Below are 25025 nucleotides of genomic sequence, written 5' to 3' on the forward strand. Positions count from 1 at the left end.
CCCGGGTGTCGCGCACGGCTCGTACCGTAGGCTGAGGGCGCCATGTCTGCCCCTTCAGCTGTCGCCATCCGGCGTCACAGGGTCGCCGCATCAGCACTCGTGGCCGTTGTCGCCACTCTCGTCGCGGCATCGGCGCACGCCATCGCAGGGGGCGGTGTTCCTTCGATCGTCGCGGTCGCCGGCGCACTCCTCGTCTCGGTGCCGCTCGGCATGATCGTGGTCGGCCGTCGCCTCACCAGGGCACGCGTGGCCGCCGGTGTGGCCCTCGACCAAGTCGTCTTCCACGCGCTCTTCAGCTTCTTCGGTGCGAGCGGTGCCAGCACGGTCGCGAGCGCAGGCGGTCACCATGGTGGGCATGGGATGCTCGAGATCACCCTCGGCGCATCGACCACCGCCTCGACCGCGGCCATGGTCGTGAGCCACCTCGGGGCCGCGGTGATCGCCTACGCGATGCTGCGCCACGCCGTCGCTGCGCTCGCCAGCATCGTCGCCGCACTGGGTGTCGCGCTGCTGCGCGCGCTCGAGCCAGAGCTCACGCTGCCCCCTGCGCCCCCACCCCTCAGACTTCGGGCGCATGGGCACCACGCGGCTCACAGTTTCGACGCCCTGGTGCGCTTGCCTGACCGTCGCGGGCCACCAGCCCCTGCGGTTGTCTGACTGACACCGCCGAAACTTCATTCTCTCTTATCAGCTTTGGCGTCGTCGGCGCTCGTTGCGGCATGCCCTCTACGGCACACCGGAGCGCCTCGACGCACACTCAGCAAAGGACTCACTCTTGAAAAAACGAACTTCCCTCACGGTCGCCCTGCTCACTGCAGGCGTCCTAGCGCTCGCCGTGCCGAGCGCCGCCCACGCCCATGTCACCGCGACAGCCTCGAGCACCGGCGCAGGCTCGTATACCGTCGTGACCTTCTCGGTTCCCCATGGCTGCGAAGCGGCGCCGACGCAGGTCGTCACGATCGACATTCCCGAGTCGGTGCCGAACGTCACCCCGACGGTCAACGCATCGTGGTCGGTCGAGAAGGTCTTCGACGGGCCCGAGGGCGCCGAGCGAGTGACTCAGGTCGTCTACACCTCTCTGACGGGCGGCCTGCCCAGTGACCTGCGCGATACCTTCGCGCTGTCGCTGCGTCTACCCGAAGGAGCAGCCGGTGACGTCGTCGCGTTTCCAGTGACGCAGACCTGCACCGAGGGCTCAGTGGTGTGGGAGGGCGACGATGTTCCCTCGGTGACGCTGACGGCGGCCACGGGTGACGCCCACGGAGACGGCACTGCCGAGAGCCACAGTGACGAAGCCGAGCACGCTGCCGACAACAGCGAAGCCTCGGCGCCCGCCGCGAACGAGGGCGACGTGGTGGCTCGCGTTCTCGGCATCGTCGGAGTCATCGTGGGTATCGTGGGCATCGCTCTCGCGATTGCTGCCCGTCGTTCGACGGCCGCGAAGCCCTGATCGGAGAAGTGACCTCATGACGCGACAGCGACTGCTGCCCGCGCTCACGACCGCGGCGGTCGCCATGGGCTTCGTGCTCATGGCGGCCGCCCCGGCGGCGGCGCACAACTACATCGTCTCGTCGACACCAGCCGACGACGAGGTGCTCACAGAGCTTCCCTCCGAGTGGATGATCACCACCAACGAGAACCTGCTCGACCTGGGCGGTCAGGGCGCCGGGTTCGCGATGGTCGTGACCGATGTCGAAGGGCGCTACTACGGCGACAGCTGCGTCACGGTGCTCGGCGCCACGCTCTCGATGCCCGCTGCGTTGGGCGACACCGGCGACTACCTGCTGACCTACCAGTTCGTCTCAGCCGACGGCCACACACTGTCGGGAGAGATCGCGTTCAGCTGGCAGGCTCCCGCTGACTTCGAGCCGCACGTGGGGCTCGACGAGGTTCCGGTATGCGGTGAGACCGAGAGCGCTCCGGCACCCGAACCGACTGAGACAGTGCAGCCCGAGCCGAGCCCCGAGACGACAGTCGACGCCGAACCCATCGAGCCCATCGTCGACGAGTTCTCTCCACTCGCGATCATGGGCATCGCGGCCGCGGTGCTCGCGATCGCCGGCGTGGTGACGGCGGCGGTGCTGCGCGCACGCGCTCGGCGCAGAGCCGACGAGGCGAACGGGCCCGAGGGCACCGACGGCTGATCGAATCTGCACGACGCGAGCCCCGCATCCGACCGCCCTCGTAGGGGTCAGGATGCGGGGCTCGTGCGTTGCCGCCCGCAACGTCGGCGGGGCGATTGCGCAGAACGATCGCGCAGAGCGATTGCTATGAGGCGATGGCCGCCTGCACGGTCTTGCGGCTCGTGAGCACCTGGTCGATGAGGCCGTATTCGAGAGCCTCGTGCGCGATCAAGATCTTGTCGCGGTCGATGTCTTTGTTGACCTGCTCGACACTGCGGTTCGAGTGCTTCGAGAGCGTCACCTCGAGCCACTCGCGCAGCCGGGCGATCTCTTTCGCCTGAATCTCGATGTCGCTCGCCTGACCGCGGCCCGCATCACCGGTCGCCGGCTGGTGGATGAGCACGCGAGCGTTGGGCAGCGCGAGCCGCTTGCCGGGTGCGCCGGCGGCGAGCAGCACCGCTGCCGCTGAGGCCGCCTGCCCGAGCACGACCGTCTGCACCTGCGGCCTGATGTACTGCATCGTGTCGTAGATGGCGGTCATCGCCGTGAACGAGCCGCCGGGCGAGTTGATGTACATGACGATGTCGCGATCGGGGTCTTGGCTCTCGAGCACGAGCAGTTGCGCCATGACGTCGTCTGCCGAGGCGTCGTCGACCTGCACCCCGAGAAAGATGATGCGGTCTTCGAACAGCTTCGCGTAGGGGTCTTGACGCTTGTAGCCGTACGCCGTGCGCTCTTCGAAGCTCGGCAGGATGTAGCGGCTGTCTGGAATGCCGGGGTTCACGGCGCCGTAGGTGGGAATCTGCATGAGGTGTCCTAACGTCTCTCTCGCCGCTTACTTCTTGTCGTTCGTGCCGCCGCCGCCGACAACATCGCTCGCCGAAGCGCGGATGTGGTCGACGAAGCCGTAGGCGAGCGCTTCTTCAGCGGTGAACCAGCGGTCGCGGTCGCCGTCGGCATGAATCTGCTCGACCGACTTGCCCGTCTGCTCTGCCGTGATCTCGGCCAGACGGTTCTTCATGTCGACGATGAGCTGCGCCTGGGTCTGAATGTCGCTCGAGGTGCCGCCGAAGCCGCCGTGCGGCTGGTGCAGCAGCACGCGCGCGTTGGGCGTGATGTAGCGCTTGCCCTTCGTGCCAGCAGTGAGCAGCAGCTGGCCCATCGATGCGGCCATCCCGATGCCAACCGTGACAATGTCATTGGGCACGAACTGCATCGTGTCGTAGATGGCCATACCGGCGGTCACCGACCCACCCGGCGAGTTGACGTAGAGGTAGATGTCTTTCTCTGCATCTTCAGCGGCAAGCAGCAGCAGCTTCGCCGCGATCTCGTTCGCGTTCTCATCACGCACTTCTGATCCCAGCCAGATGATGCGGTCTTTCAGCAGTTTGTCGAAAACGCTGTTCGGCATTGCCGGTTCGGCCATGGGGAGAACTCCTGTTCGTCTCGTGGTTCGAATCTATCGAAGCCGCGAGACGCGCACTGCCGTGTTCGCCCTGGGCAGAGCAGGCCTGCGAGCGCGCCGAGAACGGCCGCCCCGGCTGCAGGCCTACTCGATGAGCTCTGCAGTGATCTCGTACGTCGAGCCCTCGAAGGCGATGACCGTCACGTAGGTCTCGGCGAAGCCTGATGACAGCACGACCGAGCACACGTACTCGGCGCCGAGAAACACCTCGACCTCGTCGAGGCCGCAGTTCACGACACCCCGCTCGCCGACCACCTGCTCGAGAGCAGCGGCCACGACGCTCTCGAAGTCGGCGCTCGCCACGAACCCGCTCTCGAAGGTGTCGGCCGCGGGGCCGTCGCTCGTGATGTCGATCTCGTAGTAGTCGCCGTCGATGAGCACGATCGTGATGCGCACCGGAATCTGCTCGTCGACTCCGACCTCGTTGCCGATGCAGTCGACGACTGTGCCCACCTCGAAGGGCACGGGGTCGGTGCCGCAATCGAGTCGAATCTGGGCCTGAAACTGGTCGAGAATCGTCTGCTCGGCGAGTGCTGCGACATCACCTGCCGGAATCGTCGTGGGCGCCGGCGGCGCACCGATGCTGAAACTGCACCCCGAGACTGCGAGGGCCAGTGCCACACCGAGAGACAGAGAACCGACCGAGCGAGGCGTCATCATGTGCCGACGCTACCCGCCGCTCGACCAGCTTGGCTAGTAGTCGCGACTGTCGCGCTCGTCATCGCCGACGATCGAGTGCATCGGCCGGTGCTCCGATGACTACTCTTCGACGACAGAAATCTCGTAGAACTCGCCATCGAAAGACGTGATGGTCGAGACGACGTATCCGCTCGTTGTCGAGGTCGAGTACGAGCACAGCACCTGGTTGCCGGCGAACAGCTCGATGTCTTCGGTGCCGCAGTCGACCACGGGCGTCTCACCGAGCGAGTCGGTGATGGCCTGGGCGGTGAGGTCAGCGAATGCCGATGCAGGCTCGAAGACCGCCTCGGCGCTCGGGTCTCGAACCTCAGACCCGACGACCTCGATCTCATAGTCAGAACCCTGCACACTCGTGATCGTCACCGTGTAGCCGCCCGTGTCTCCGGTCGCAGGGTCAAGAGCGCTGCACTCGACCGACGTGCCCACCGTGAGAGGAACATCGGCAGAGCCGCAGTCGATCTGCACCGTGAAGCCCTGGTCGAGCACGACCCCTTCGGCAGCGGCGGCGAGCTGCGCCGCGTTGATCGTCGTGGGCGCGCCGTCATCGACGGCCAGATCGATCAGCCCAGAGCATCCGCTGAGCAGAAGCACCGACACTGCTGATGTCGCGATGATCGACCGATTCATGGCCTGACCTCTTTCATGATCACGGGGGTGCCAGTGCTCGCGCAGACCGCCCGCGCGAGCGGCGATGAGACGCTACTCGCACCCTGCCATCGTGCGCAATGAGCAGAACATACTCGGCGCACAGGCGTCATCGGCCCGGTGCGACAGAGGGCCCGACGCGTCAGCGCCGAGCCCTCTGTGACACTGTGCTCGCTCTTAGTGGTCGTGACCCTCGTGGTCGTCGCCATCGTGCTCGTGAGCATCCACTGCATCGGCGACCGGCTGCACCGCGGCAGCCGTGAACGCCGTCAGATCGACAGCCTTGCCCTTCGAGTCGACGACCTTCGCCTTGCTGAGAGCCACCGAGAGGGCCTTCGAGCGCGCGACCTCTCCGACCATGCCGGGAATCTGGCCGTTCTGGTCGAGAATCTTGATGAACTCGCCCGGCTCCATGCCGTACTGCGCGGCGCCCTGAATGAGGTACTGGGTCAACTCGTCTTGGCTGACCTTCACCTCTTCTTTCTCGGCGAGGGCGTCGAGAAAGAGCTGAGTGCGAAACGTCGTTGCCGTCGACTCGGTGACCTCGGCACGATGCGCGTCGTCGTCGAGACGGTTCTCGTTCTCAAGGTGACGGTGCACCTCGCCCTCGATGAGCGAGTCGGGCACCGGAATCTCGACCTGCTCGAGCAGGTGCGCGAGCAGCTTGTCGCGCGCCTCGGCGCCCTGACCGAACGACTTCTGCTTGAGCAGCTGCTCGCGCAGGTCAGTGCGCAGTTCGCCGATCGTGTCGAACTGGCTGGCGATCTGGGCGAAGTCGTCGTCGGCCTCGGGCAGTTCGCGCTCTTTCACCGAGAGCACGGTCACCTCGATCTGCGCGACCTCGCCCTCGTGGTCGCCGCCGAGCAGCGTCGACTCGAACGTGGTGGTCTCTCCGGCGGTGAGCGTGTCGACGGCGTCGTCGATGCCCTCGATCAGTTCGCCCGAGCCGAGCTCGTACGAGATCGAGCTGGCCGTGTCGACGGTGTTGCCCGCGACTGTGGCGGTGAGGTCGAGCTGCACGAAGTCGCCCTTCGTCGCCGGGCGGTCGACGGTGACGAGCGTGCCGAAACGGCTGCGCAGGTTCTCGAGCTCGGCCTCGACCTCGTCGGGGGTCACGTCGGTGGCCTCGACCTCGATCTTCACCCCGTCATACTTCGGAATCTCGAACTCAGGGCGAACATCCACCTCGACCTCGACCTGCAGGTCGCCGGTGAAATCCTTCTCGTTCGGCCATTCCTTCACATCGGCCGAGGGGCGCCCGAGGGCGCGCAGGTTCTGGTCTTTGATCGCCTCGCGGTAGAAGGTGTCGAGACCCTCGCTCACGGCATGGTTGAGCACCTCGGCGCGACCCACCCGCTGGTCGATGATGGGCGGCGGCACCTTGCCCTTGCGGAACCCCGGAATGGTCACCGTCTCGGCGATGTGCTTGTAGGCGTGCTGGATGCTCGGCTTGAGCTCGTCAGGCGTGACAGTGATCGCGATCTTGACGCGCGTCGGGCTGAGCTTCTCGACCGTGGACTGGACCAAAGGGTTTCTCCTGGAGTGATGTGCTGAATACGTGTGCGAGGGGCGATGGTCGGGGCGACAGGATTTGAACCTGCGGCCTCCCGCTCCCAAAGCGGGCGCTCTACCAAGCTGAGCTACGCCCCGAAACCGTGACCGTGAACCACGTGAACGTCACGACGTGGCGTCGCTACGAAAAATGGCCTCGGCAAGTCTAGCCGAGTCGCGCCGTGCTGCCGCCGGGGGGCCGTGCCCATGCGTTACCATGAGAAGTCGAACGGGCCCACGGGCCCGCAGCGGGGCCGTAGCTTAGTGGTAAAGCCTCTGTCTTCCAAACAGATGATGCGAGTTCGATTCTCGTCGGCCCCTCCATATTGCCTTCTGGCTGCGCCGAGAGCGTACGCGCTCGCGTCGGCGCGGCCTGAGCGTGTGAGATGAAGGGATGGCGAGCATCCTGGTTCTGGGCGGAACGGCGTGGCTGGGGCGCGAGATCGCGACGCAAGGGGTCGCCGCCGGGCACGACGTGACGTGCGTGGCGCGCGGGCTGAGCGGGGATGCTGCGCCCGGCACGCGCTTCGTGCAAGCCGACCGCGCGGTGCCCGGGGCGCTCGAGAAGATCGCGGCGCGCGAGTGGGATCACGTGATCGAACTCGCGTGGGATCCGCCCGTCGTGTCGACCACGCTCGACGTGCTTGCCGACCGCGCCGCGCACTGGACTCTCGTGTCGAGCATCTCGGTCTACGACGGCGACACCGGACCGGGCGCCGATGAGTTGCAGCCGTTGCTCGCACCCGACTCCGACGGTGACTACGGCACTCAGAAGTCTCACGCCGAGACGCTGAGTGCTGCCGCCCTCGGCGAGCGCTTGCTCACCGTGCGGCCCGGGCTCATCGTCGGGCGCGGAGACTCGAGCGACCGCTTCGGCTACTGGCCTGCCCGGTTCGCGCTCGCGGCGGTTGATGGGCGACCGGTGCTCGCACCGCCCACCGCCGACGCCTGGGTGCAGTGCATCGAAGCGGTCGACCTTGCGGCATTCACGCTGCATGCGGCGACGGATGCCCGCACCGGCCCCGTCGACGCCACCGGGTTGCCCGTGCTGCTCGCCGAAGTGCTCGACGCGTGCGCGACTGCCGCGGGGTTCGACGGCGAGCGCCGCACGGCCGACGCCGACTGGCTCGTCGAGCACGATGTGCAGTACTGGGCCGGCCCGCGGTCACTGCCGCTGTGGCTGCCCGCCGAGATGACCGGTTTCGCGCAGCGCGACACCGCGCGCTTTCGGTCGTGGGGTGGCGCGACTCGACCACTGGCCGAGACAGCGGCCCGCGTGCTCGCCGACGAACTCGAGCGCGGCCTCGAGCGCGAGCGCCGCTCGGGTCTCACCCGCGCCGACGAGCTCGCGCTGCTCAACGCCTCGCCCTGAGCCGCACCCAGACGCGTCACATGACGTAACCCTCTGTCACGCAGCGTCACCATGCTCGACGGCAACCCCGAAGCGGGGCTACCGTCACTGCAACCTGCCGCGCACGTGCGACCGCGCGGCCCACGACTGCAAGGAGACCACCATGAGCACCACGACTGCACCCGTCGACAACGGCGTCAACACCGAAGCTTTGCTGGGGGCACGGGATGCCCTGCGCGAGGCTCCCGCCGCCGCCCAGTTCACCTGGCGCGCCACCTCTGAGTGGGTGCGGGGCACGCACTCGAAGCAGACCATCGACCGCTTCGTCGGTCTGGGTGAAGAGCAGCAGCACAAGAAGGCTTTCGTGCTCGAGGGCGACCACCCCGAGGTGTTCGCGTCTGAAGACCACGCTCCGACCCCCGTCGAGACGGTGCTGGCCGCGCTCGCGGGCTGCCTGACCGCCGGTGTCGCCGCCGTCGCGCAGAATCGCGGCATTCAGCTGAAGTCGGTCACGGCCGTCGTCGAGGGCGACCACGACATTCTCGGCATTCTCGGCGGCGACCCCGAAGTGCGCAACGGCTTCAACGACATTCGTGTCACGTTCGACATCGACGCCGACGCGAGCAAAGAAGACATCGCCGCGCTCGTCGCGCAGTCGCAGAAGCGCTCGGCAGTGTTCGACGCGCTCACCAACCCGACCAACGTCACCGTCTCGGTCGCGTAAGCGCGACACAGCATCAGCCGCATGAGCAGCGAGCAGCACACCGACGTCGTCGTCATCGGCGCAGGTCACAACGGCCTCGCCATGAGTCGACGGTTGAGCGAGCGCTCGATCGATCATGTGGTGCTCGAGCGCGGCGAGGTCGCCAACTCGTGGCGAGCCGAGCGGTGGGCGGGCCTCAGGCTGCTGACGCCCAACTGGCAGACGCGACTGCCCGGCGGCGGCTACCAGGGCGACGACCCCGACGGTCACCTCGGTGCGGTCGAGGTCGCCGAACTGCTGGGCGGCTACGCCCGGCAGATCGGCGCGCCTGTGCAGGCCCGCACGTCGGTCGAGCGGGTGAGCGCTGACGGGGATGGCGGGTACAGCATCCGCACCGATCAGGGCGCGTGGCGTGCGTCGAGCGTCGTCATCGCAAGCGGCGCCAACAGCGAACCGGCGCTGCCCGACTGCGCCGCCGCGGTTCCGGCGACGGTCACGCAAGTGACGACGCGCGAGTACCGCGGGCCGAACGCGCTGCCCGAGGGCGGCGTGCTCGTGGTCGGAGCCGCCGCGACGGGAGCGCAACTCGCCGACGAGCTCGCGCGCGCTGGCCGCCGCGTCGTGCTGAGCGTCGGCGAGCACGTGCGTTTGCCGCGCGACTACCGCGGTCGTGACGTTTTCTGGTGGATGGATCGCTCAGGCGTGCTCGACGAGCGCTACGACCAGGTCGACGACATCGTGCGAGCGCGGCATGTTCCGTCGCCGCAACTCGTCGGCTCGAGTGAGCGCCGCAGCGTCGACCTCGCTGCCCTGAGTGCCCTCGGCGTCGAACTCGTCGGTCGCCTGGGCGGCATTCGCGACGGCGTCGCCCTGTTCTCTGGCGGGCTCGCCAACACCGTGCGGCTCGCCGACCTCAAGGCCGAGCGACTGCTCGATCGTTTCGACGCGTGGGCGGCCGAGAACGACGTGACGGCGGATGCTGCGCACCGGCTCGCGCCCACCGAGGTGACGCACTCCCCCCGTCTGATGCTCGACCTGCAGCAGCAGGGCATCACGACGGTCATCTGGGCCACCGGCTTTCGCGCCCGCTACGACTGGCTCGACGTGCCCGTGCTCGACCACAAGGGCCGCATCAAACACGACGGCGGAGTGGTCGACTCCCCCGGCCTCTACCTGCTCGGCGCCAGCCTGCTGCGCCGCCGCCGTTCGACCTACATCGACGGAGCCGCGGCCGACACCGCCGAGCTCTCGGAGCACCTCGCCGAGCACCTCGACTCCGTGCCACGACGACTCGTCGCCTAGTCAGAACGATGCCCCCGCGGCCCAACCCGCGGGGGCATCGTGGTGAACCGGTGCTCAGTCTTCGAGATACGGCATGATCTCGCCGTCGAAGGGCGCCGGCAGTTCGATGATTCCCTCGATGAGAGAGACGATGGTGTTGAACCAGCCGTCGGGGTGCTGCATGGCGTAGCCGGGCACGAGCCAGGCGTTGCCCTCTGAGTCCCACATGAGCAGCAGCGTCGCCTCGGCCGAGTCGACCGTGACGGTCACCGTCTCGGGCTCGATGATCGGTTCGGGCATCGGCTCGGGCTCGATCGTCGGCTCAGGCTCAGAGCCCGGCTCGCCAGCCCCGTCGGGGTCGGTCGGCTCGGCGGGTTCGGTCTCGGCAGGCTCGCTCTCGCCCGGCTTCTCGCCCTCAGACGACACCGAGTCGTCGGGCGAGCCAAGGCCGGCACCAGCATCCCGAGCGAGCCCTGATTCGGCCGCAAGAATCTGCATGCCGCCCTGATAGTCGGGGCCAGCGGCACCGAACCAGCGCCAGTCGCTGAGGCGTTCGAGGGCAGCGGCGGGCGACACGGTGTCGAACTCGCCGCGCTCGACGACCTCGATCGAGTGCCCGGTGGCCCACACGATGTCACCGGTCGGCGACCATGCCACCGCATACTCGATGGCCGTGGCGGTGCCGTCGACCGTGAGGTTGGCGGTGGCCGTGGTCTGCCACTCGTCGGCGATGACGCGAACGTCGCGTGCCTCGACGTCGAGACCCGTCGCTGCGAAGATGCCCACCGCGAGCGAGCGAGCGTCGGCTTCGCTCGGTGCACGGGAGTCTTCAGGCGCAATGGGGGGCTGCACGCACTCGTCGTACTCGAAGACTTCGCCGTTCTCGTCTTCGTAGGCGACCGTCTCGCACACGGGCTCGGGGTACGCGCCGGGGTTGTTGAACCACCAGCTGCCGGTTCCCGTCCAGGTCACCGTCACCGAGGGGGCGGTGCCGTCTTCGGGCCCGACGACGTAGGTCGGGTATGCAGGGTCGAAGTAGTCGCTCTGCTCGACATCGCCCGAGACGCCGAGGGCTCCGGCCACCTCGCGCAGCACCTGCTCGGGCGAACCGACCCGCTGCACCTGGAACACCTTGCCGCGGCCGGCGTCGTCAGACAGCCCGGGGCCGGCTTCGTAGACGTAGTTGACCCACAGCGCGATGCGCGCCTCGTCTGCGAGCGACGACATCTCCATCGACGGTGCCGCGCCACCCGCCGCCGTGAACAGCGGGTCTCGAGGTGCGAATGGGTTCGCGATGACGAGCGAGCCGACGGCGACAGCTGCAACGGCGGCCATCGACACGCTCGCCGCGCGCGTGGCACGGCCGTGGTTGATCAGGCGGGGCGCCCGGCGGCCCGGGGCCGCCGTGACGAGCTCGGGTGAGAGCTGCGGGGCAGACGACTCAGAGCCGGCCGAGCGCCGAAGGCGCGCATCGAGGTCGGCCGCGGTGACGTCGTCAGAGGGTGTGCTGTGTTCGTTCATACCCTGTTTATGTCGGCGAGGTTCCTGATCTTTCAGCCTCGTCGTGAGAATTTTCGGCGAGCGCCGCGGCGAGCGCCTTCTTGGCACGGTGCAACCGGATGCTCACCGCATTGGCACTGATACCGAGAGCCACGGCGGCATCACTCACTGCCAGATCATCGATCACGACGAGTGCGAGCACCTCGCGGTCATTCGGGGCGAGCGTCGACCACGCGCGCGCCAACTCGGCGTCGGCGGTGACGAGCGATTCGGCAGACGGCGCCGAGTCTGGCACCGAGAGCAGCCCGAGCATCGAGGCCTTCGCGGCGAGCCGCCGCCGGTGGTTGGCGACGAGATATGAGGCGATGCGATAGAGCCACGGCAGCTCTTCGCCGGCGCTCACCGAACCGCGTTTGCGCCAGGCGATGGCGAAGACGTCTGCGGCCAGATCGTCGACGTCGTCTCGGTCGACGCGACGTGCGAGATAGCGGCTGACCGCGCCGAGGTGCTGGGTGTAGACGGCGGCGAAGTCGTCAGGTGACACAGGCATGTGCCCAGTCTGGCGAGCACGTCGCGAAAAGTGCACCCCAACGTTTTCGGGCACAGCACTGCACAGTCTCACCGAGAGTGCGTGACCTGGGGCGCGCACTGCCGATAGCGTGTGCGGCATGACTGCGACGCCACCCCAGCCGCCTTCTGGCAGCACCGCCTCTGACCGCGCGTGGGCGGGTCGCGTGGTCTTTCCGCGTTCTGATGTCGAACTGCGGTCGACCACGACCTGCCCGGCCTGCATGGTGCCGCTGACGGCCACCGTCTGCCGCGCGTGCGGGCTCGACTTGCGGCACCCCGCTTCTGCCGAACTCGCGAAGGCGTCGGCGGCTGCCGCCGATGCGCTGGATGCTCGACTCGACATCATCGGGCGCATTCGTCGTGAGACCGCGGCCGCGGCCGTGTCAGCGCCGCAGTCGACCGCACCCGCCGCGGCCCCACCGGCGCCGGTCGTCGCAGCCCCAGCCGCTGTGCCCGCCGCCGCGCCGCTCGGCGTCGAGGCTCCTGTCGCGACCGCTGTGCCGGCGAAGAAGCGTCGCTCGGGCATCCAGATCGGCCTCGTCGTCGTCGGCATCAGCTTGCTCTCGGTGTTCGCCGTATTCGGGCTCGTCTATGCCTTCGTCACCTACGGCTCGCTCGTGCGCATGACGATCATCTCGGCGGGCACGCTCGCGACGATGGTCGCCGCCGGCATGCTCAAGCGCCGCGGGCTCGACGCCACCGGCGAGGGCGTCGCCGTGCTCGGCACGGTCATGCTCGCACTCGTGTCGTGGGCGGTGCGGCTCAACGACCCCGATGGTCTCGGCCGCGTCGACGAAGCGCTCTACTGGGGCGTCGCGCTGCTCGTGGTGGCCGCGATCTGCGTACTCTGGTCGTTCACCAACCGGCTCGCCACCCCCGTCGTGGTGGCCGCGGCGCTGCTGCCCGTCTCGGTCGGGCTCATCACGGGCCATCTCGTCGGCGAAGCACTGCCGGCGACCGGAATCGCGCTCACCGCTGCCAGCCTCGCCGCGTTCGCGACGGCCGCCCTGTCGTGGATGCTCGCTCGACCCGCACACCCCGCCACTCGCCTCGCCGCTCGCGTGACAGCCCAGTCGCTCGGAGCCCTCGCGGCGGCGACCGCTCTCGTGAGCATCGTGCCGCTCGACGAGCCGAACCGCTGGGCTCCCCTCATCGGCGGAGTCGCCATCGCCGCCGTCGCGGGGCTGCACCTCGTGACGACGGCTCGCGAGCTGGCGAGCCCCCGCCGCGCCATCGACACCGTGCTGCTCGTGAGCCTCGGAGGCGGCGCCGCCTTCGCCGCCGTGTCAGGAGCGGTGCTGTCAGCGCTGCGCTTCGATGACGAGCGCGTCATCGTCAGTGCACCCGTCATCGCGGCGGTCGTCGTCGCACTTGCCGCCGAGCAAGGGTGGCGTCGGCTCGCGGCCGACTCGCCGTGGCGCTCGGCGTTCTCGGGCGCGACGGTGGTCGCCGCAGTGCTCTCCGCGATCGCGGGGGGCCGCACTGCGCTCGCCGGCATGTCGGCGTTCGCCGAGGCGTCGACGCGGGCACTCGGCGACACGCCGCTGTCGATCGACAGTGCGGTCTCGAGCGCTGATGGGTCGACCGGCGCAGCGCTCGGCGCGCTGGCCCTGTGCCTCGGCCTTGCGGCGGCCAGTTGGGCCAGCCTCGGTGCGCTCGTGCGTCGCGCCCGCGTGCTCACCCTGATCGGTGCGATTCTCGTCGTCGCGATCGTGCCCGTGCTGGGGCCGTGGTGGCTCGTCATGCTCACCTACGCAGTCTTTGCGGTCGGCGCGGCGATCGGCCTGCATCGGGCGACTCGCGCGACGTCGGCCGAGGTGCGCCGCGCCCTGCTGTCCCTCGCCATTCCACTGGCTTCGGGTTCAGCCTTCGGTGCCTTCCTCATCGGCTGGGCCGTGCCGCGAGGCTGGATCATCGGCCTCATCATCGCTCTCCTGACGATCGGCATCGCCCGACCCGCAACCCCGATCGTGCCCCTGCGAGCGGCCTCGGTGGGGCTCGCCGCAGCACTGCTGCTGGGCAGCGTTCCTCGCCTCGCGAGCGACGCCACTGCGCTCGGGCTGCCGGAGATCGGAGCGGGTGCCGCCCTGCTGCTCGCCGCCGCGCTCATCATCGTGCTGAGTCAGGCCGGCGCACTGGCCGCCGTCGAGCGCATCGTCGCGGGTGCCGTTGCGCTCAGCGTCGGGCTCGTCGTCACGCTGAGCGTTGCGCTCGCCACTCTGCCGGGTGCGTCGAGCACTGAGCGTGTCGACGAAGTAATTGCCCTCGCCGCGCTCACACTCGCGCTCGCCATCGTGGTCGTGCGCCGCACAGCGCTCGAACGCACGGTCGCCCGCGCGGTGCTGCCGCTCGTCGTCGCTACCGCAGCCCTGGCTGCCGTTGCACCGCTCGGTCTCGACCCGGTCTGGGTCGGGGTGATCGCTGTGGGCGCCCTCATCGTCGTGACGGCCCTCGGCCTGATACCGGTGGCCGCGAACTCGGGCAGTTCACGATTCGACCGCGTCACGGCCGACATCGTCGCCGCCGTGCTCGCTGCGCTCATCGCGGCCGACGCAGCGGCCTCATCAGCCTCGTCGAACCTGCACTGGGCCGCGCTGCTCGCGCTCGCTCTGCTGGCGCTCGTCACGGCGATCAGTCGAGACGGCCTGTTCGGCTCGCGCTCACCTCGACGCTTCATCGGCTGGATCGCCCTCGCCCTCGCGACCACCGCGCTCTGGGTGCAGTTGGCCGATGCAGGGGCAGACGACCCCGAACCGTACGCCCTGCCCCTCGCGGGGGCCGTGCTGCTCATCGCGGCAGTGAACGCGGTCGTCACTCGGCGCGCTCGCGATGCCAGCGACCGCACGGCAGCACCCTTGACGGCGGGAGCCCTGCTGGTCGCGCTGCTGCCGACGGCGCTCGCGAGCCCCGTCGTCACGGGGCCAGACGGGTCGTTCGTGCGCGGCGGTGTCGTCGCACTCGCCGCTGCCGTGCTCGCACTCGTGCCGCACCTCGGCGCGAAGCGCATCGACGCGCGACTGCCGTTCATGACCGCAGCCCTCGTGAGTGCTGGGCTCGTGTCGCTCGGCGTGCTCGCCCTCGCCCACACCATCGACCTGCTCGCCGTGGGTGCGGCCGTCACGGGAGTCGACCTCGTGCGCGCGTGCCTCATCGTCGCGGTTCCGAGCCTCGTGGCCGTCGCCTCATGGATGCTCGCCGCAGGCCGCCTGCGTCACATCGCCGTCGCGGCCACCGCCGGAGTGGCCGCGCTGAGCGCCGGCCTGCTCGGCCTTGCACAACTGGTCGACCCTGTGGAGCTCGTGAGCGTGCCCCTCGCGCTCGCGCTCATCGCGATCGGCGCCATGAAGTTGAGTGAGGACGCGGCCGCTCGCAGCTGGCCGTGGCTCGCCCCCGGCGTCATCGCGTTGCTCGCACCTTCGCTCTTCGCCATCGACGGCGCCGGCGAGCCGCTCTGGCGCGCCGTCGCACTCGGTGTCACCGCCGCCGTCGTCTTCGTGCTCGCGGTGAGGCTCCGGCTGCAAGCGCCGTTCGTGCTCGGCGGCACCGTGCTGCTCGTCCACCTGCTCGTGCAGAGCTGGCCGCTGCTCGAACAAGTGGGGCGCGCCGTCGAGTGGTGGCTCTGGCTCGGTCTCGCCGGCGTGCTCGTCGTCGCGCTCGCCGCACGCTATGAGCGACGGCTGCAGAACGTGCGAGATATGGCAGAGCGCATCTCGCACTTGCGCTGAGCTGGCTCTCGAGTCATGTTCAGGCCCGAGCGGTAGCGTGTCGCGCACACTCCCCACGAAGGAAAGGACGACACCATGACCGCCGTCGACGCAGCACCCACCGGTGCGAATGACTCCACCCTCACGCTCGGTGTCGCAGAGTATCTCGAGCCCGTCGTCATCGACCTGACCGCGCTCGCCCTCGAAGGCAAGCAGGCGCACTGGCACGTTCGCGGTGCCAACTTCATCGCCGTGCACGAGCTGCTCGACACGGTCGTCGATCACGCCCGCGCGGGGTCAGACCAGACCGCCGAGCGCATCGCCGCCCTCGGGCTGCCGCTCGACGCGCGCACCGCTGCCGTCGCGAAGAGAACCACTGTTCCCGCCGTGCGGTCAGGCTTTCAGCCCAGCGCGCTGCTCATCGAAGACATGGTCACGGCGATCGACGCGGCGCTCGTCACGCTGCGCGCGGCCATCGACGGCCTCGGCGACCTCGACCCGGTCAGCGAAGACATCGCGATCGGCATCACCGATCAGCTCGAACTCGACCGCTGGTTTCTCTTCTCCCACATCGCCGAGTAGCTCAGCGCGCTGTCGGCGTGCGTCAGGTCGCCAGCGAGCATCGTCGCCGCCACCGGCATCGTGCGCAGCGCACGGTGATCAGCGGCGAGTGGGTCGACATCGACCGCAATCAGATCGGCCGGCTCGCCGACCGCGACATGCGTGCGAGTCGACGCGGCGATCGCCTCGACCACACTGATGGCCTGCTCTGGGTGGAAAGCAGGGCGTTCGTCGCGAGTGCGCGCGGTCGCAGCCGCAATCGCCATCCACGGGTCGAGCGGCGCCACGGGCGCATCAGACCCGAGCACGATGCGTGCCCCGGCATCGAGCAGCGACCGCAGCGCGAACGACCGCTGCGTGCGACCGGGCCAGTGCTTCTCGGCGACATCACGATCATCGAGGGCGTGCTCTGGCTGCACGCTCGCCGTCACACCGAGCAGCGCGAAACGATCGAAGTCGCTCTCGTGCACGAGTTGCGCGTGCTCGATGCGTCCCCCGCAGCCGAGTTTGGCGAACACGTCGAGCGCCAGTCGGTTGGCCGCGTCACCGATCGCGTGCACGGCAAGGTCGAAGCCGGCGTCACGACCACGGGCGAGCAGGGGGTGCAGGTCGCAGGGGGTCACGTTGAGCAGGCCGTATGGGGCGGCGGGAGCATCCGGATACGGATCGCAGCAGTAGGCAGTGCGTGTGTTCAGAGATCCGTCGGTGATGACCTTGAGCGGCCCGACCGAGACGGTGCGCGACACCGCGAGACCCGAGCGCAGACCTTGCGAGATCGCGCGGTCGAGGTGCTGCGGGTAGACCCCGAACTCGACGCGCAGGGCGTCGAAGCCCGCCGTCGAGCGCCGAAGCCAGTCGTCGAGGTTCCAGCGCATCTCGAGGTCGACGACGCCGACCACGCCGCGTGCTGCCGCCTCGCGAGCGGCGTCGCCCACCCAGCGGTCGAGCTCGTCGTCGGGGGCTGAATCGAGCAACGCCGTGATCGCGAACGCGGCGTCTTCGCGCAGCACGCCGTCGCTTGAGTCTGCCGTGCCCTCGTCGACGCCGAACCTCACGAGCGCCGCGCTGTTGAGCCACACGCAGTGCACATCGGCACTGATGAGCACGATGGCGCGATCGAGCGCGATCGCATCGAGCAGGCCAGCGCTCGGGGCGTCTGGCCACAGCCCGTCGCGAAACCCCACCCCCACGATGACCTCATCGGCAGCAGTCGAACCCGCCGCCGAACGCACGATCGCGACGGCCTCGGCGGCACTGTGCGCCTCTGAGAGGTCGATGCGCCGCCGGTGCTGAGCCCACTGGGTCAGGTGCACGTGCTCGTCCCAGAGACCGGGCATGATGAAACGGCCCTCGACATCGAGGTCGTCGGGGCCGGGAGCGTCGATTCCGGCAGGCAGGATGCCCGTGATGAGACCCTCGTCGACCATGAGGTCGATCGGCTCGTGCCCGCCGAGAGGGCGCGCATTACGAATCACGCGGGTCATGCACTCTCCTCATCTCTCGTGCGAGCGCTGCGTGCGCATAGGGGCCTTCGCCCTCCAAGTGGCCGATGATGCTCGCGACGACCTCGGGCGACTTGCTCTGACTCAACTTTGCTCGCGCATCGACGCGAGTGATGACCACCCTGATGCCCACGGTTCCGCGGGCCACACGTCGAGAATACTCGGGGTCGAGGTGCAAGCCGCGGGGGTTGACAACGTGCTGCTCGAAATGATCGGTGAGGTCAGACAGCGCCTGCAGGTTCTCGTCGTCGCTCAGAATCTCAGGGGTGCCGTAGAGGTGCGCGGTGACATGGTTCCAGGTGGGAATGATGTCGCCCTCGGCATACCAACTGGGCGAGATGTAGCCGTGCGCGCCCTGCACGATGATGAGCACCTCGTGGTCGCCGAGCTCGTGGGCCTTCTCGTCTGGGCGACCCACGTGACCTATCAGCACGATGTCATCGCCCGTCGACGCCGCTTCGTCGAGCAGGAAGGCATAGTGCGAGGCGACGATACCTGCGGCCGTGTGCGAGACGATCGTCATCCACGGGTTCTCGCGCGCGAGGCGCCGAATCTCGTCATGATCGAGCAGCAGGTAGTGCGGGGTGTGCCTCATCGCGTCGTCCTCCGAGTCAACTCTGGCAGTTCGGGCACCAGTACAGTTTGCGAGCGGCGGCGAGTTGCATGGTCACGTGCGTGCCGCAGACCCTGCAGGGAAGTCCCTCGCGCTTGTAGACCCAGTGCCGGTCAGCACGGTTGCGCAGCGCGGCACGGTAGGCGTCGTCATCGAGGTCGTCCATCGTCAGCATCTGGCCCGTCTCGACACCGACATCCAGCAGGTGGCTCCAGTCGCGCCACAGGGCTCGCACGAGCTCGTCAGAGAGATTCGCACCCGTCGTGAACGGGTCGAGTCTGGCCCGAAACAGCATCTCAGCCCGATAGACGTTGCCGATGCCGCTCACCACCGACTGATCCATGAGCAGCAGGGCGATCGGCACCTTGCGTCGCCGCACGCGTTCGAGCATGCGCTGCTCGCCCTCGGTCGGGTCGTCGATGAGCGGGTCGGGGCCGAGTGCGGCGATCACGCGCTGCACCTGGGCAGCGTCGAGCACCTCGCACGCCGTCGGGCCGCGCAGGTCGGCGACGGCGGTGTCGGTCAGCAGTCGCAGCCGCACCTGCCCCACCGGCTCGGGCGGAAAATCACCCTCGACGGCGGTTGCCGTCTCGGCTTCGGCCATGCGCAGGCGCGTGCGCCGCGGAGCCCCGATCGACGAGAGCGACGACTCGTGCTCGCCGACGACGCTCGAGCGAGCATCCACCTCGTCGATCTCGGTGCCGCGCTGATTGGTCTGACCCATGCGCCCGCCCGCTGATCGCGCGGTCGCGTCGAACGCGACCGCGCCCGCGAAATCCCACGCGCCGTAGATGCCCAGATGCACGCGCAGCCAGACGGCGTCGTCGAACTCAAGAAAGAGCTGCTTGCCGACCGCACGCGCATCGGTCATGGTCAGGCCGTCGATGATCGACGCACCCTCGGCGAATCGGCCCTGCGGCGAACTTGCTGCGACCCGATGGCCGACGAAGTGGCGAGCGAACTGCCGCGCGATGCGATGAACGGAATGGCCCTCCGGCACGACGCGCCCTAGACGATCGAGTGGCCGGCGATCGCGCCGGTGGTCTCGTACTCGCCGAGCTGAGCGATGCGTCGGGCGTGGCGCTCGTCACCCGGAAAGGGCGTGGCGATGAAGAGGTCGATGAATCGCAAGACCTCGTCGACCTCGTGCTGGCGGGCGCCGATCGCGATGACGTTGGCGTCGTTGTGCTCGCGCGCGAGGGTGGCAGTCGACTCGCTCCAGACGAGCGCGGCTCGAATGCCCTGCACCTTGTTCGCGGCGATCTGCTCACCATTGCCCGAACCCCCGAAAACGACCCCGAGCGCCTCGACACCGGCCGCCTGGTCTCGCGCGACGGCCCGTGCAGCGTTGATGCAGAAGCTCGGGTAGTCGTCGAACGGGTCAAACTCGACCGGGCCGTGATCGTGCACCTCGTGACCGTGCTCGGCCAGGTGTGCGCGCACCGTCGCACTGAACTCGAGCCCGGCGTGGTCGGTGGCGACGTGGATGCGCATGACCTCGATTCTACGAGGCGTGACTTTGTGCCCTGGACTTCGAAGCGCCACGGTGACACCGTGGACGACAACGAGTGAAAGGACTCACCACCATGACTCGCACCTACCTCATCACGGGCTCGGCAAGCGGCATCGGGGCCGCGACCGCCGCAGCGCTCACCGCGCAGGGACACCGAGTGATCGGCGTCGACCTGCACGATGCCGACATCGCCGTCGACCTCACGACGCACGACGGTCGCGAGGCGCTCGTCGCCCAGGCCACCGAACTGAGTGGCGGAACCCTCGACGCCGTCGTGGCCAACGCCGGGCTGGCCACAGAGTCAGTCGCCACCGTCGCGGTGAACTACTTCGGTGCTCTCGCCACTCTTGAAGGCCTGCGACCGCTGCTGACCGGCTCAGATGCTGCGCGCGCGGTCGCGACGGCATCGATGGCATCGCTCTTTCCGGTCGACGACGAGCTCGTCGAGGCCTGCCTCGCCCACGATGAGCCGGCAGCACTGCACCGGGCGCAAGAGCTGCTCGACGCCGGCAAGGGCGGGCTGATCTACGGCTCGACCAAGCGCGCGCTCGTGCTCTGGATTCGGCGCAACGCCGCGACTGCGGAGTGGGCGGGCGCCAGTATTCCGCTCAATGCTGTCGCCCCGGGCATCATCCGCACGCCGATGACGGCCGACTACACCGCGACCGACGAGTCGACCAAGGCGATTCTCGACATGGTGCCGATGCCGCTCAACGGCATCGCCGACCCGAGCGTCGTCGCCGACCTCATCGTCTACCTGTCGAGCGTGTCGAACTCGCACCTCTGCGGGCAGGTGGTGTTCGTCGACGGCGGCAGCGACGTCGTGATTCGCGGCGACTCGACCTGGTGACGGTTGCCGCAGGGCTGTTCTACGCGATGTAGATCTTGCGCAGGGTGTCGTGCACGACCCAGGTGGTCTCTTCGCCGTCGTCGAGTCGACCCACCGAGCCGGCGACGAGTTCGACTTCTGAGCCGTCGCCGCGCTGCAGCGTGGCGTGCCCGCGCAGCACGATGAAGATCTCATCGACCTCGACGTCGGTCACCGTGCCTGGAGTGATCTCCCAGACCCCGACCTCCCAGTCGTCGAGCTCGGTGAGCGCAGCGATGCCCGTCGTCGGCGAGCCGTCGACGACCTGCTCGGCGTCGACCGGTTCGTGCTCGAGCTCGAGCTCGAGGGCCTGCAGCACCGTGGCTGCGTCAAGGGGAAGACTCACGAATCGAACCCTAGACCCACGCGGTCGAGGGTGCGAAGAAAAAGATTGCGTGTGCCCTGATTGTGATCTGCGCGATCGAGCGCCCAGCGCACCGACTGCACGGCGGGGTAGGTCGCCGGCTCGGGCGGAAACGGCAGCGGCATGCTGGTCACCATGTCGAGCGAGGTGCGCTCGGTGGTCTCGCCGGCGAGCTGATCGAGCATGACGTTCGCTGCGAACCGTGTGGCCGCAACGCCGAGGCCCGTGAAGCCCGCCGAGTAGGCGACGCGGCCCTGATGCGCTGTGGCGTGGAACGCGCAGAAGCGACTGCACGTGTCGATGACGCCGGCCCAGCGGTGCGAGAAGCGCACCCCTTCGAGCTGCGGAAAGGTGGTGAAGAAGTGGCTCGCGAGCTTCTCGTACGACTCGCGACGGTCGTCGTACTCGGGGCGGATGCGCCCGCCGAAGTGGTAGATCGCGTCGTATCCACCCCACAAGATGCGGTTGTCGGCGCTGAGGCGGTAGTAGTGAAACTGGTTGGCGCTGTCGGCGACACCCTGCCTGCCCTGCCATCCGATCGAGGCGAGCTGGGCATCCGTCAGCGGCTCGGTCATGAGCACGTAATCGTAGACCGGCACGGTGTGCAGCCGGTAGCGCTTGAGCAGCGAGGGAAACGCGTTGGTCGCGAGGGCGACGCGATCGGCACCGAGTCGAGCACCGTTCTTGAGCCGCAGTTCGATGCCGTCGCGTTGTGCCTGCAGGTCGAGCACGGGGCTCGATTCGTGCACCTCGACACCTGCGTCGAGGCACGCCGTCAGCAGAGTTTCGGCAAGCTTGCCGGGATGCACGAGCGCGGTATCGCGCGTCGACCACAGCCCGCCCTGATAGGTGGGCGAGTTGATCTGCGCCCGCATCGCGTCAGCGTCGAAGAACAGCTCGGTCTCGCTGTCGTGAGCAGCCGCAAGCTCAGCAACCTGGTAGGGCTCGGTCGCGACGGCGAATGAGCCGACCCGTTCGAAGTCGACGGCCCATCCACGGCTCTCGACGGTCGCGTGAATCTCGTCGAGGTTCTGCATGCCGAGCGCGGTGAGCGTGTCGAGCTCGTCGCCGAACCGGGTCTCGCCGTTCTTCTCGCCGTGCGTCAGCGACGCTTCGACGAAGCCGCCATTGCGGCCGCTCGCGGCCCAGCCCACGCTCTTGCCTTCGAGCAGCACGACTCGGCGCGATGGGTCGCGCTCTTTCGCGAGCAGCGCAGTCCAGAGCCCGGTGTAGCCGCCGCCGACGATGGCGAGGTCGCAGTTCGCCGTGCCCTGCAGCGCAGGCAGCGTCGCGCGCTCGGGCAGATCGTCGAGCCAGAACGGGGCGAGGCGTGAGCCGGCCAGGCTCTCGGCGATGATGCGGGCATCTGGTCGGCGGCGCTCGAAGACTGTGCTGTGCATGCACTCATGCTCTCACGAGTTGTCCACGTGGACAATATGCCCGCCTGGAACCGCTCCCAGGCGGCCGACCTAGACTGGCGCTCGTGCCGCTCACCGACCACTGGATGCGGGCGCTCGACGACGTGCGCCGCCCCGACACCGCGCCCGCCTGCTGGGCCGCGCTGGTCGCGCGCATCGACCGCGAGCTGCCCAGGCTGCAGAGTCTCTTCGAACGCATCTACGGCACGTCGGATCGCACCGAGGCAGAGCTGCGCTCACTGCTCGTGCAGGTTGCCGTCTCGGCGCAAGAGCGCAGTGACGAGCTCGCCGCGCTCGACGCCCGGCGCGAGGCCGACCCCACCTGGTTTCAGTCGAACCAGATGCTGGGCGGCGTCTGCTACGTCGACCGCTTCGCTACCAACCTCGACGGAGTGCGGGCGAGCATCCCGTACTTCAGAGAACTGGGCCTGACCTATCTGCACCTCATGCCGCTCTTCGCGGCTCCGGAGGAGAACAGCGACGGCGGATACGCGGTGTCGAGCTACCGGCAGGTGAACCCCGCGCTCGGCGACATGCAGCAGCTCGAAGACCTCGCGGCCGAGCTGCGCGAGAACGGCATCGCCCTCGTCGTCGACTTCATCTTCAACCACACCTCGAACGAGCATCAGTGGGCGAAGCTCGCCCTCAGCGGCGACCGCCGCTTCGAGGAGTACTACTACGTCTTCGACGGGCGCGAGCTGCCCGACGCCTACGAGCGCACGGTGCGCGAGATCTTTCCGGATGACCACCCCGGGTCATTCGTGCCCTTCCCGCTGCCCGACGGCACGGTGCCGAGCCGGGAGGAGGCCGAACGCTGGGTGTGGGCCACCTTCCACACCTTCCAGTGGGATCTCAACTACAGCAACCCCGCCGTCTTTCGCGCGATGGCGGGCGAGATGATGTTTCTCGCCAACCGCGGCGTCGACATCTTGCGCATGGACGCGGTGGCGTTCATCTGGAAGCAGCTCGGCACGACGTGCGAGAACCTGCCCGAAGCCCACCTGCTCATTCAGGCCTTCAACTCCGTGCTCGCGATGGCGGCCCCCGCGGTGCTCTTCAAGAGCGAAGCGATCGTGCACCCTGACCAGGTCATCGAGTACATCAGCGTCGACGAGTGCCGCATCAGCTACAACCCCCTGCAGATGGCGCTGATCTGGAACTCTCTCGCCACAAGAGATGCCCGCCTGCTGCAGCAGGCGCTCGACCGCCGCCACAACCTGCCCGAGGGCACCGCGTGGGTCAACTACGTGCGCAGCCACGACGACATCGGCTGGACCTTCTCTGACGACGACGCCGCCGAGCTCGGCATCGACGGCTTCGAGCACCGGCGGTTCTTGAACAGCTTCTTCGTCGGGCGGCACGAAGGCAGCTTCGCGCGCGGCATTCCGTTTCAAGACAACCCCGCGACGGGCGACTGCCGCATCTCGGGCACGACGGCGTCACTCGCCGGCCTCGAAGCCGGTGATGCCGGCGCGATCGACCGCATCCTGCTCGCGCACTCGATCATCGCCTCGACCGGCGGAATCCCGCTGCTCTATCTCGGCGACGAGGTGGGCCAGCTCAACGACCCGCATTGGGCCGACGACCCGGCGCAGGCCGACGACAGCCGGTGGGCGCACCGACCCCACTACCCCGCCGAGCGCTACGCGCAGCGCGACGACCCGAGCACTGACGCCGGCCGAATCTATGCCGGCCTGCAGCACCTACTCGCCGTGCGGCGCGCGACCCCCGAATTCGCTGGCACGACTCTCATCGGCTTCGATACGAAGAACCCGCACATCGTCGGCTACCAGCGCCCCGCGTCAGGCTCGCTCGTCGTCTGCTTCGCCAACGTCGACGACGAACCCCAGTCGATCACGGCCCTCACGCTGTCGGGGCTGCCGCCCCTCGCCGTCGACCTGCTGACGGATGCCCGCCACGACCTGCGCGCAGGGCTCACCCTGCCCGCCCACGGCGTTCTGTGGTTGCGCGTTTAAGCCGCAACGTCGAATTGTGCAGTTCTAGCGGCAAGCGCGATCAGGTGAACTGTCGGCATTCCCGACAGGTCACCAAGGTGAAGCGTCGAGCCGACATCATCCAATGCCTAGCACTGCACAGCCAGCTTGATACTGCTGTCGACAGTGCGATTGAGAAGACCTGCACCGTAGAGCCCTCGCCAAGTGGGTGCGCGATAGGGCCGGCCCCGGGATGCTCACTTGGTCCAGTTGTCCCAGAACTCGCACGGTGTACTTGTCGGATCAGATTGAGTCGGCAACCAAAGGTCAGCTGGCCAGCCTGCTTCGTCAACATTAACCTCACCATAAAGCCCGCTGTCGGAGCCAGATCGAACCGAAATAGACACCCAGGTTTCGTTGTCAGAAGCGAGTAGGTCTGTGCGGTCGATCATGACCCGCGCAACGTCTGAACTCGTGAGCGTGAGCCGATCTCCAGGCCGAAAAGATCTATTGACCTCTGCCAGAAAGAGAGTCATGCTTTGACTCTGACGGCGGTCTTCAGGTGTGCGTTGACGAATCTCGATCTCTTCTACAAAGATTTCTTCACAGAATGCAACCTCAAGAGTAGAACCATCACTACGTAGCGCGATAGGCGCAATC

General features: G+C 68.0%; 23 protein-coding genes and 2 tRNA genes. 11 read left to right on the forward strand and 14 right to left on the reverse strand.

Annotation, left to right across the window (positions count from 1 at the left end; genetic code table 11):
- The first annotated feature begins 42 nt into the window (after nucleotides 1–42).
- The 3 genes from KIT89_RS05560 (at nucleotide 43) to KIT89_RS05570 (ending at nucleotide 2144) form a co-directional block, all read left to right on the forward strand.
- Nucleotides 43–657 (forward strand): hypothetical protein, encoded by a 615-nt coding sequence (locus KIT89_RS05560; RefSeq protein ID WP_297603635.1) that lies wholly within the window; start codon nucleotides 43–45, stop codon nucleotides 655–657.
- A 118-nt stretch (nucleotides 658–775) separates the two neighbouring features.
- Complete coding sequence (locus KIT89_RS05565; RefSeq protein ID WP_297603636.1) at nucleotides 776–1450, forward strand: YcnI family protein; 675 nt, start codon at nucleotides 776–778, stop codon at nucleotides 1448–1450.
- A 16-nt stretch (nucleotides 1451–1466) separates the two neighbouring features.
- Nucleotides 1467–2144, forward strand: a complete 678-nt coding sequence (locus KIT89_RS05570; protein ID WP_297603637.1) for a copper resistance CopC family protein — start codon at nucleotides 1467–1469, stop codon at nucleotides 2142–2144.
- A 124-nt stretch (nucleotides 2145–2268) separates the two neighbouring features.
- Here KIT89_RS05570 and KIT89_RS05575 read toward each other — a convergent pair whose 3' ends face one another.
- From KIT89_RS05575 to KIT89_RS05600, 6 genes are all read right to left on the reverse strand, one after another.
- A complete protein-coding gene (locus tag KIT89_RS05575) occupies nucleotides 2269–2931 on the reverse strand; it encodes an ATP-dependent Clp protease proteolytic subunit (protein ID WP_297603638.1) in 663 nt (220 codons plus the stop codon).
- A 27-nt stretch (nucleotides 2932–2958) separates the two neighbouring features.
- Nucleotides 2959–3549: an ATP-dependent Clp protease proteolytic subunit gene (locus KIT89_RS05580; protein WP_297603639.1), complete on the reverse strand. Its 591-nt coding sequence runs from the start codon at nucleotides 3547–3549 to the stop codon at nucleotides 2959–2961.
- A gap of 123 nt (nucleotides 3550–3672) precedes the next feature.
- The gene (locus KIT89_RS05585; RefSeq protein ID WP_297603640.1) at nucleotides 3673–4248 is read right to left on the reverse strand and encodes a hypothetical protein; all 576 of its coding nucleotides are present in this window, start codon (nucleotides 4246–4248) and stop codon (nucleotides 3673–3675) included.
- 99 nt (nucleotides 4249–4347) lie between these two features.
- Nucleotides 4348–4914, reverse strand: coding sequence for a hypothetical protein (locus tag KIT89_RS05590; protein WP_297603641.1), 567 nt, complete (start codon nucleotides 4912–4914; stop codon nucleotides 4348–4350).
- Between the two features lie 195 nt (nucleotides 4915–5109).
- On the reverse strand, nucleotides 5110–6459 hold the full coding sequence (tig, locus tag KIT89_RS05595) for a trigger factor (protein WP_297603642.1): 1350 nt from the start codon (nucleotides 6457–6459) through the stop codon (nucleotides 5110–5112).
- Nucleotides 6460–6505: 46 nt separating this feature from the next.
- Nucleotides 6506–6582, reverse strand: a tRNA-Pro gene (locus tag KIT89_RS05600).
- 151 nt (nucleotides 6583–6733) lie between these two features.
- Here KIT89_RS05600 and KIT89_RS05605 point away from each other — a divergent pair.
- The 4 genes from KIT89_RS05605 (at nucleotide 6734) to KIT89_RS05620 (ending at nucleotide 9839) form a co-directional block, all read left to right on the forward strand.
- A tRNA-Gly gene (locus KIT89_RS05605) sits at nucleotides 6734–6807 on the forward strand.
- Nucleotides 6808–6877: 70 nt separating this feature from the next.
- Nucleotides 6878–7855, forward strand: coding sequence for an NAD-dependent epimerase/dehydratase family protein (locus KIT89_RS05610; protein ID WP_297603643.1), 978 nt, complete (start codon nucleotides 6878–6880; stop codon nucleotides 7853–7855).
- A 142-nt stretch (nucleotides 7856–7997) separates the two neighbouring features.
- Nucleotides 7998–8558 carry an OsmC family protein gene (locus tag KIT89_RS05615; RefSeq protein ID WP_297603644.1) on the forward strand — a complete coding sequence of 187 codons (561 nt, stop codon included), beginning with the start codon at nucleotides 7998–8000 and terminating at the stop codon, nucleotides 8556–8558.
- A 21-nt stretch (nucleotides 8559–8579) separates the two neighbouring features.
- Nucleotides 8580–9839, forward strand: coding sequence for an NAD(P)/FAD-dependent oxidoreductase (locus KIT89_RS05620; RefSeq protein ID WP_297603645.1), 1260 nt, complete (start codon nucleotides 8580–8582; stop codon nucleotides 9837–9839).
- A gap of 54 nt (nucleotides 9840–9893) precedes the next feature.
- On the opposite strand, the gene KIT89_RS05625 is transcribed toward KIT89_RS05620, so the two are convergent.
- On the reverse strand, nucleotides 9894–11339 hold the full coding sequence (locus KIT89_RS05625) for a hypothetical protein (protein ID WP_297603646.1): 1446 nt from the start codon (nucleotides 11337–11339) through the stop codon (nucleotides 9894–9896).
- Nucleotides 11340–11346: 7 nt separating this feature from the next.
- Nucleotides 11347–11868, reverse strand: coding sequence for a sigma factor-like helix-turn-helix DNA-binding protein (locus tag KIT89_RS05630; protein ID WP_297603647.1), 522 nt, complete (start codon nucleotides 11866–11868; stop codon nucleotides 11347–11349).
- A gap of 118 nt (nucleotides 11869–11986) precedes the next feature.
- On the opposite strand from KIT89_RS05630, the gene KIT89_RS05635 reads away from it, so the two are divergent.
- Nucleotides 11987–15613, forward strand: a complete 3627-nt coding sequence (locus KIT89_RS05635; RefSeq protein WP_297603648.1) for a hypothetical protein — start codon at nucleotides 11987–11989, stop codon at nucleotides 15611–15613.
- A 75-nt stretch (nucleotides 15614–15688) separates the two neighbouring features.
- Complete coding sequence (locus KIT89_RS05640; RefSeq protein WP_297603649.1) at nucleotides 15689–16174, forward strand: DNA starvation/stationary phase protection protein; 486 nt, start codon at nucleotides 15689–15691, stop codon at nucleotides 16172–16174.
- Here the strand turns inward: KIT89_RS05640 and KIT89_RS05645 are convergent.
- The 4 genes from KIT89_RS05645 to KIT89_RS05660 are packed head-to-tail and all read right to left on the reverse strand — an operon-like array spanning nucleotide 16126 to nucleotide 19762.
- A complete protein-coding gene (locus tag KIT89_RS05645; RefSeq protein WP_297603650.1) occupies nucleotides 16126–17637 on the reverse strand; it encodes an amidohydrolase in 1512 nt (503 codons plus the stop codon). The genes KIT89_RS05640 and KIT89_RS05645 overlap by 49 nt on opposite strands.
- Nucleotides 17618–18250, reverse strand: a complete 633-nt coding sequence (locus KIT89_RS05650; RefSeq protein WP_297603651.1) for an FMN-binding negative transcriptional regulator — start codon at nucleotides 18248–18250, stop codon at nucleotides 17618–17620. The genes KIT89_RS05645 and KIT89_RS05650 overlap by 20 nt, the downstream gene beginning before the upstream one ends.
- Before the next feature lie 16 nt (nucleotides 18251–18266).
- Nucleotides 18267–19268: an Fpg/Nei family DNA glycosylase gene (locus tag KIT89_RS05655; protein WP_297603652.1), complete on the reverse strand. Its 1002-nt coding sequence runs from the start codon at nucleotides 19266–19268 to the stop codon at nucleotides 18267–18269.
- An 8-nt stretch (nucleotides 19269–19276) separates the two neighbouring features.
- The gene (locus KIT89_RS05660) at nucleotides 19277–19762 is read right to left on the reverse strand and encodes a ribose-5-phosphate isomerase (RefSeq protein ID WP_297603653.1); all 486 of its coding nucleotides are present in this window, start codon (nucleotides 19760–19762) and stop codon (nucleotides 19277–19279) included.
- 92 nt (nucleotides 19763–19854) lie between these two features.
- Between KIT89_RS05660 and KIT89_RS05665 the strand changes: the two genes are divergently transcribed.
- Nucleotides 19855–20631, forward strand: a complete 777-nt coding sequence (locus KIT89_RS05665) for an SDR family oxidoreductase (RefSeq protein ID WP_297603654.1) — start codon at nucleotides 19855–19857, stop codon at nucleotides 20629–20631.
- A gap of 19 nt (nucleotides 20632–20650) precedes the next feature.
- Here the strand turns inward: KIT89_RS05665 and KIT89_RS05670 are convergent, their stop codons facing one another.
- Both KIT89_RS05670 and KIT89_RS05675 read right to left on the reverse strand, forming a co-directional pair.
- Nucleotides 20651–20995 (reverse strand): cupin domain-containing protein, encoded by a 345-nt coding sequence (locus tag KIT89_RS05670; protein ID WP_297603655.1) that lies wholly within the window; start codon nucleotides 20993–20995, stop codon nucleotides 20651–20653.
- Nucleotides 20992–22413: an FAD-binding oxidoreductase gene (locus KIT89_RS05675; protein WP_297603656.1), complete on the reverse strand. Its 1422-nt coding sequence runs from the start codon at nucleotides 22411–22413 to the stop codon at nucleotides 20992–20994. Before KIT89_RS05675 ends, KIT89_RS05670 begins: the two co-directional genes overlap by 4 nt.
- A 104-nt stretch (nucleotides 22414–22517) precedes the next feature.
- Here KIT89_RS05675 and KIT89_RS05680 point away from each other — a divergent pair, with 104 nt between their 5' ends.
- Nucleotides 22518–24407: an alpha-amylase family protein gene (locus tag KIT89_RS05680; RefSeq protein WP_297603918.1), complete on the forward strand. Its 1890-nt coding sequence runs from the start codon at nucleotides 22518–22520 to the stop codon at nucleotides 24405–24407.
- The last annotated feature ends 618 nt before the right edge of the window (nucleotides 24408–25025 follow it).

Origin of the sequence: Microcella sp., assembly GCF_025808395.1 — a bacterium.
Lineage (GTDB): Bacteria > Actinomycetota > Actinomycetes > Actinomycetales > Microbacteriaceae > Microcella.

Excerpts from the sequence above, each read along its gene's own strand:
- KIT89_RS05560 (WP_297603635.1), top strand. The coding sequence starts at position 43 with ATGTCTGCCCCTTCAGCTGTCGCCATCCGGCGTCACAGGGTCGCCGCA.
- KIT89_RS05570 (WP_297603637.1), top strand. The coding sequence starts at position 1,467 with ATGACGCGACAGCGACTGCTGCCCGCGCTCACGACCGCGGCGGTCGCC.
- KIT89_RS05575 (WP_297603638.1), bottom strand. The coding sequence starts at position 2,931 with ATGCAGATTCCCACCTACGGCGCCGTGAACCCCGGCATTCCAGACAGC.
- KIT89_RS05580 (WP_297603639.1), bottom strand. The coding sequence starts at position 3,549 with ATGGCCGAACCGGCAATGCCGAACAGCGTTTTCGACAAACTGCTGAAA.
- KIT89_RS05585 (WP_297603640.1), bottom strand. The coding sequence starts at position 4,248 with ATGATGACGCCTCGCTCGGTCGGTTCTCTGTCTCTCGGTGTGGCACTG.
- KIT89_RS05590 (WP_297603641.1), bottom strand. The coding sequence starts at position 4,914 with ATGAATCGGTCGATCATCGCGACATCAGCAGTGTCGGTGCTTCTGCTC.
- KIT89_RS05610 (WP_297603643.1), top strand. The coding sequence starts at position 6,878 with ATGGCGAGCATCCTGGTTCTGGGCGGAACGGCGTGGCTGGGGCGCGAG.
- KIT89_RS05615 (WP_297603644.1), top strand. The coding sequence starts at position 7,998 with ATGAGCACCACGACTGCACCCGTCGACAACGGCGTCAACACCGAAGCT.
- KIT89_RS05620 (WP_297603645.1), top strand. The coding sequence starts at position 8,580 with ATGAGCAGCGAGCAGCACACCGACGTCGTCGTCATCGGCGCAGGTCAC.
- KIT89_RS05625 (WP_297603646.1), bottom strand. The coding sequence starts at position 11,339 with ATGAACGAACACAGCACACCCTCTGACGACGTCACCGCGGCCGACCTC.
- KIT89_RS05630 (WP_297603647.1), bottom strand. The coding sequence starts at position 11,868 with ATGCCTGTGTCACCTGACGACTTCGCCGCCGTCTACACCCAGCACCTC.
- KIT89_RS05635 (WP_297603648.1), top strand. The coding sequence starts at position 11,987 with ATGACTGCGACGCCACCCCAGCCGCCTTCTGGCAGCACCGCCTCTGAC.
- KIT89_RS05640 (WP_297603649.1), top strand. The coding sequence starts at position 15,689 with ATGACCGCCGTCGACGCAGCACCCACCGGTGCGAATGACTCCACCCTC.
- KIT89_RS05645 (WP_297603650.1), bottom strand. The coding sequence starts at position 17,637 with ATGACCCGCGTGATTCGTAATGCGCGCCCTCTCGGCGGGCACGAGCCG.
- KIT89_RS05650 (WP_297603651.1), bottom strand. The coding sequence starts at position 18,250 with ATGAGGCACACCCCGCACTACCTGCTGCTCGATCATGACGAGATTCGG.
- KIT89_RS05660 (WP_297603653.1), bottom strand. The coding sequence starts at position 19,762 with ATGCGCATCCACGTCGCCACCGACCACGCCGGGCTCGAGTTCAGTGCG.
- KIT89_RS05665 (WP_297603654.1), top strand. The coding sequence starts at position 19,855 with ATGACTCGCACCTACCTCATCACGGGCTCGGCAAGCGGCATCGGGGCC.
- KIT89_RS05675 (WP_297603656.1), bottom strand. The coding sequence starts at position 22,413 with ATGCACAGCACAGTCTTCGAGCGCCGCCGACCAGATGCCCGCATCATC.
- KIT89_RS05680 (WP_297603918.1), top strand. The coding sequence starts at position 22,518 with ATGCGGGCGCTCGACGACGTGCGCCGCCCCGACACCGCGCCCGCCTGC.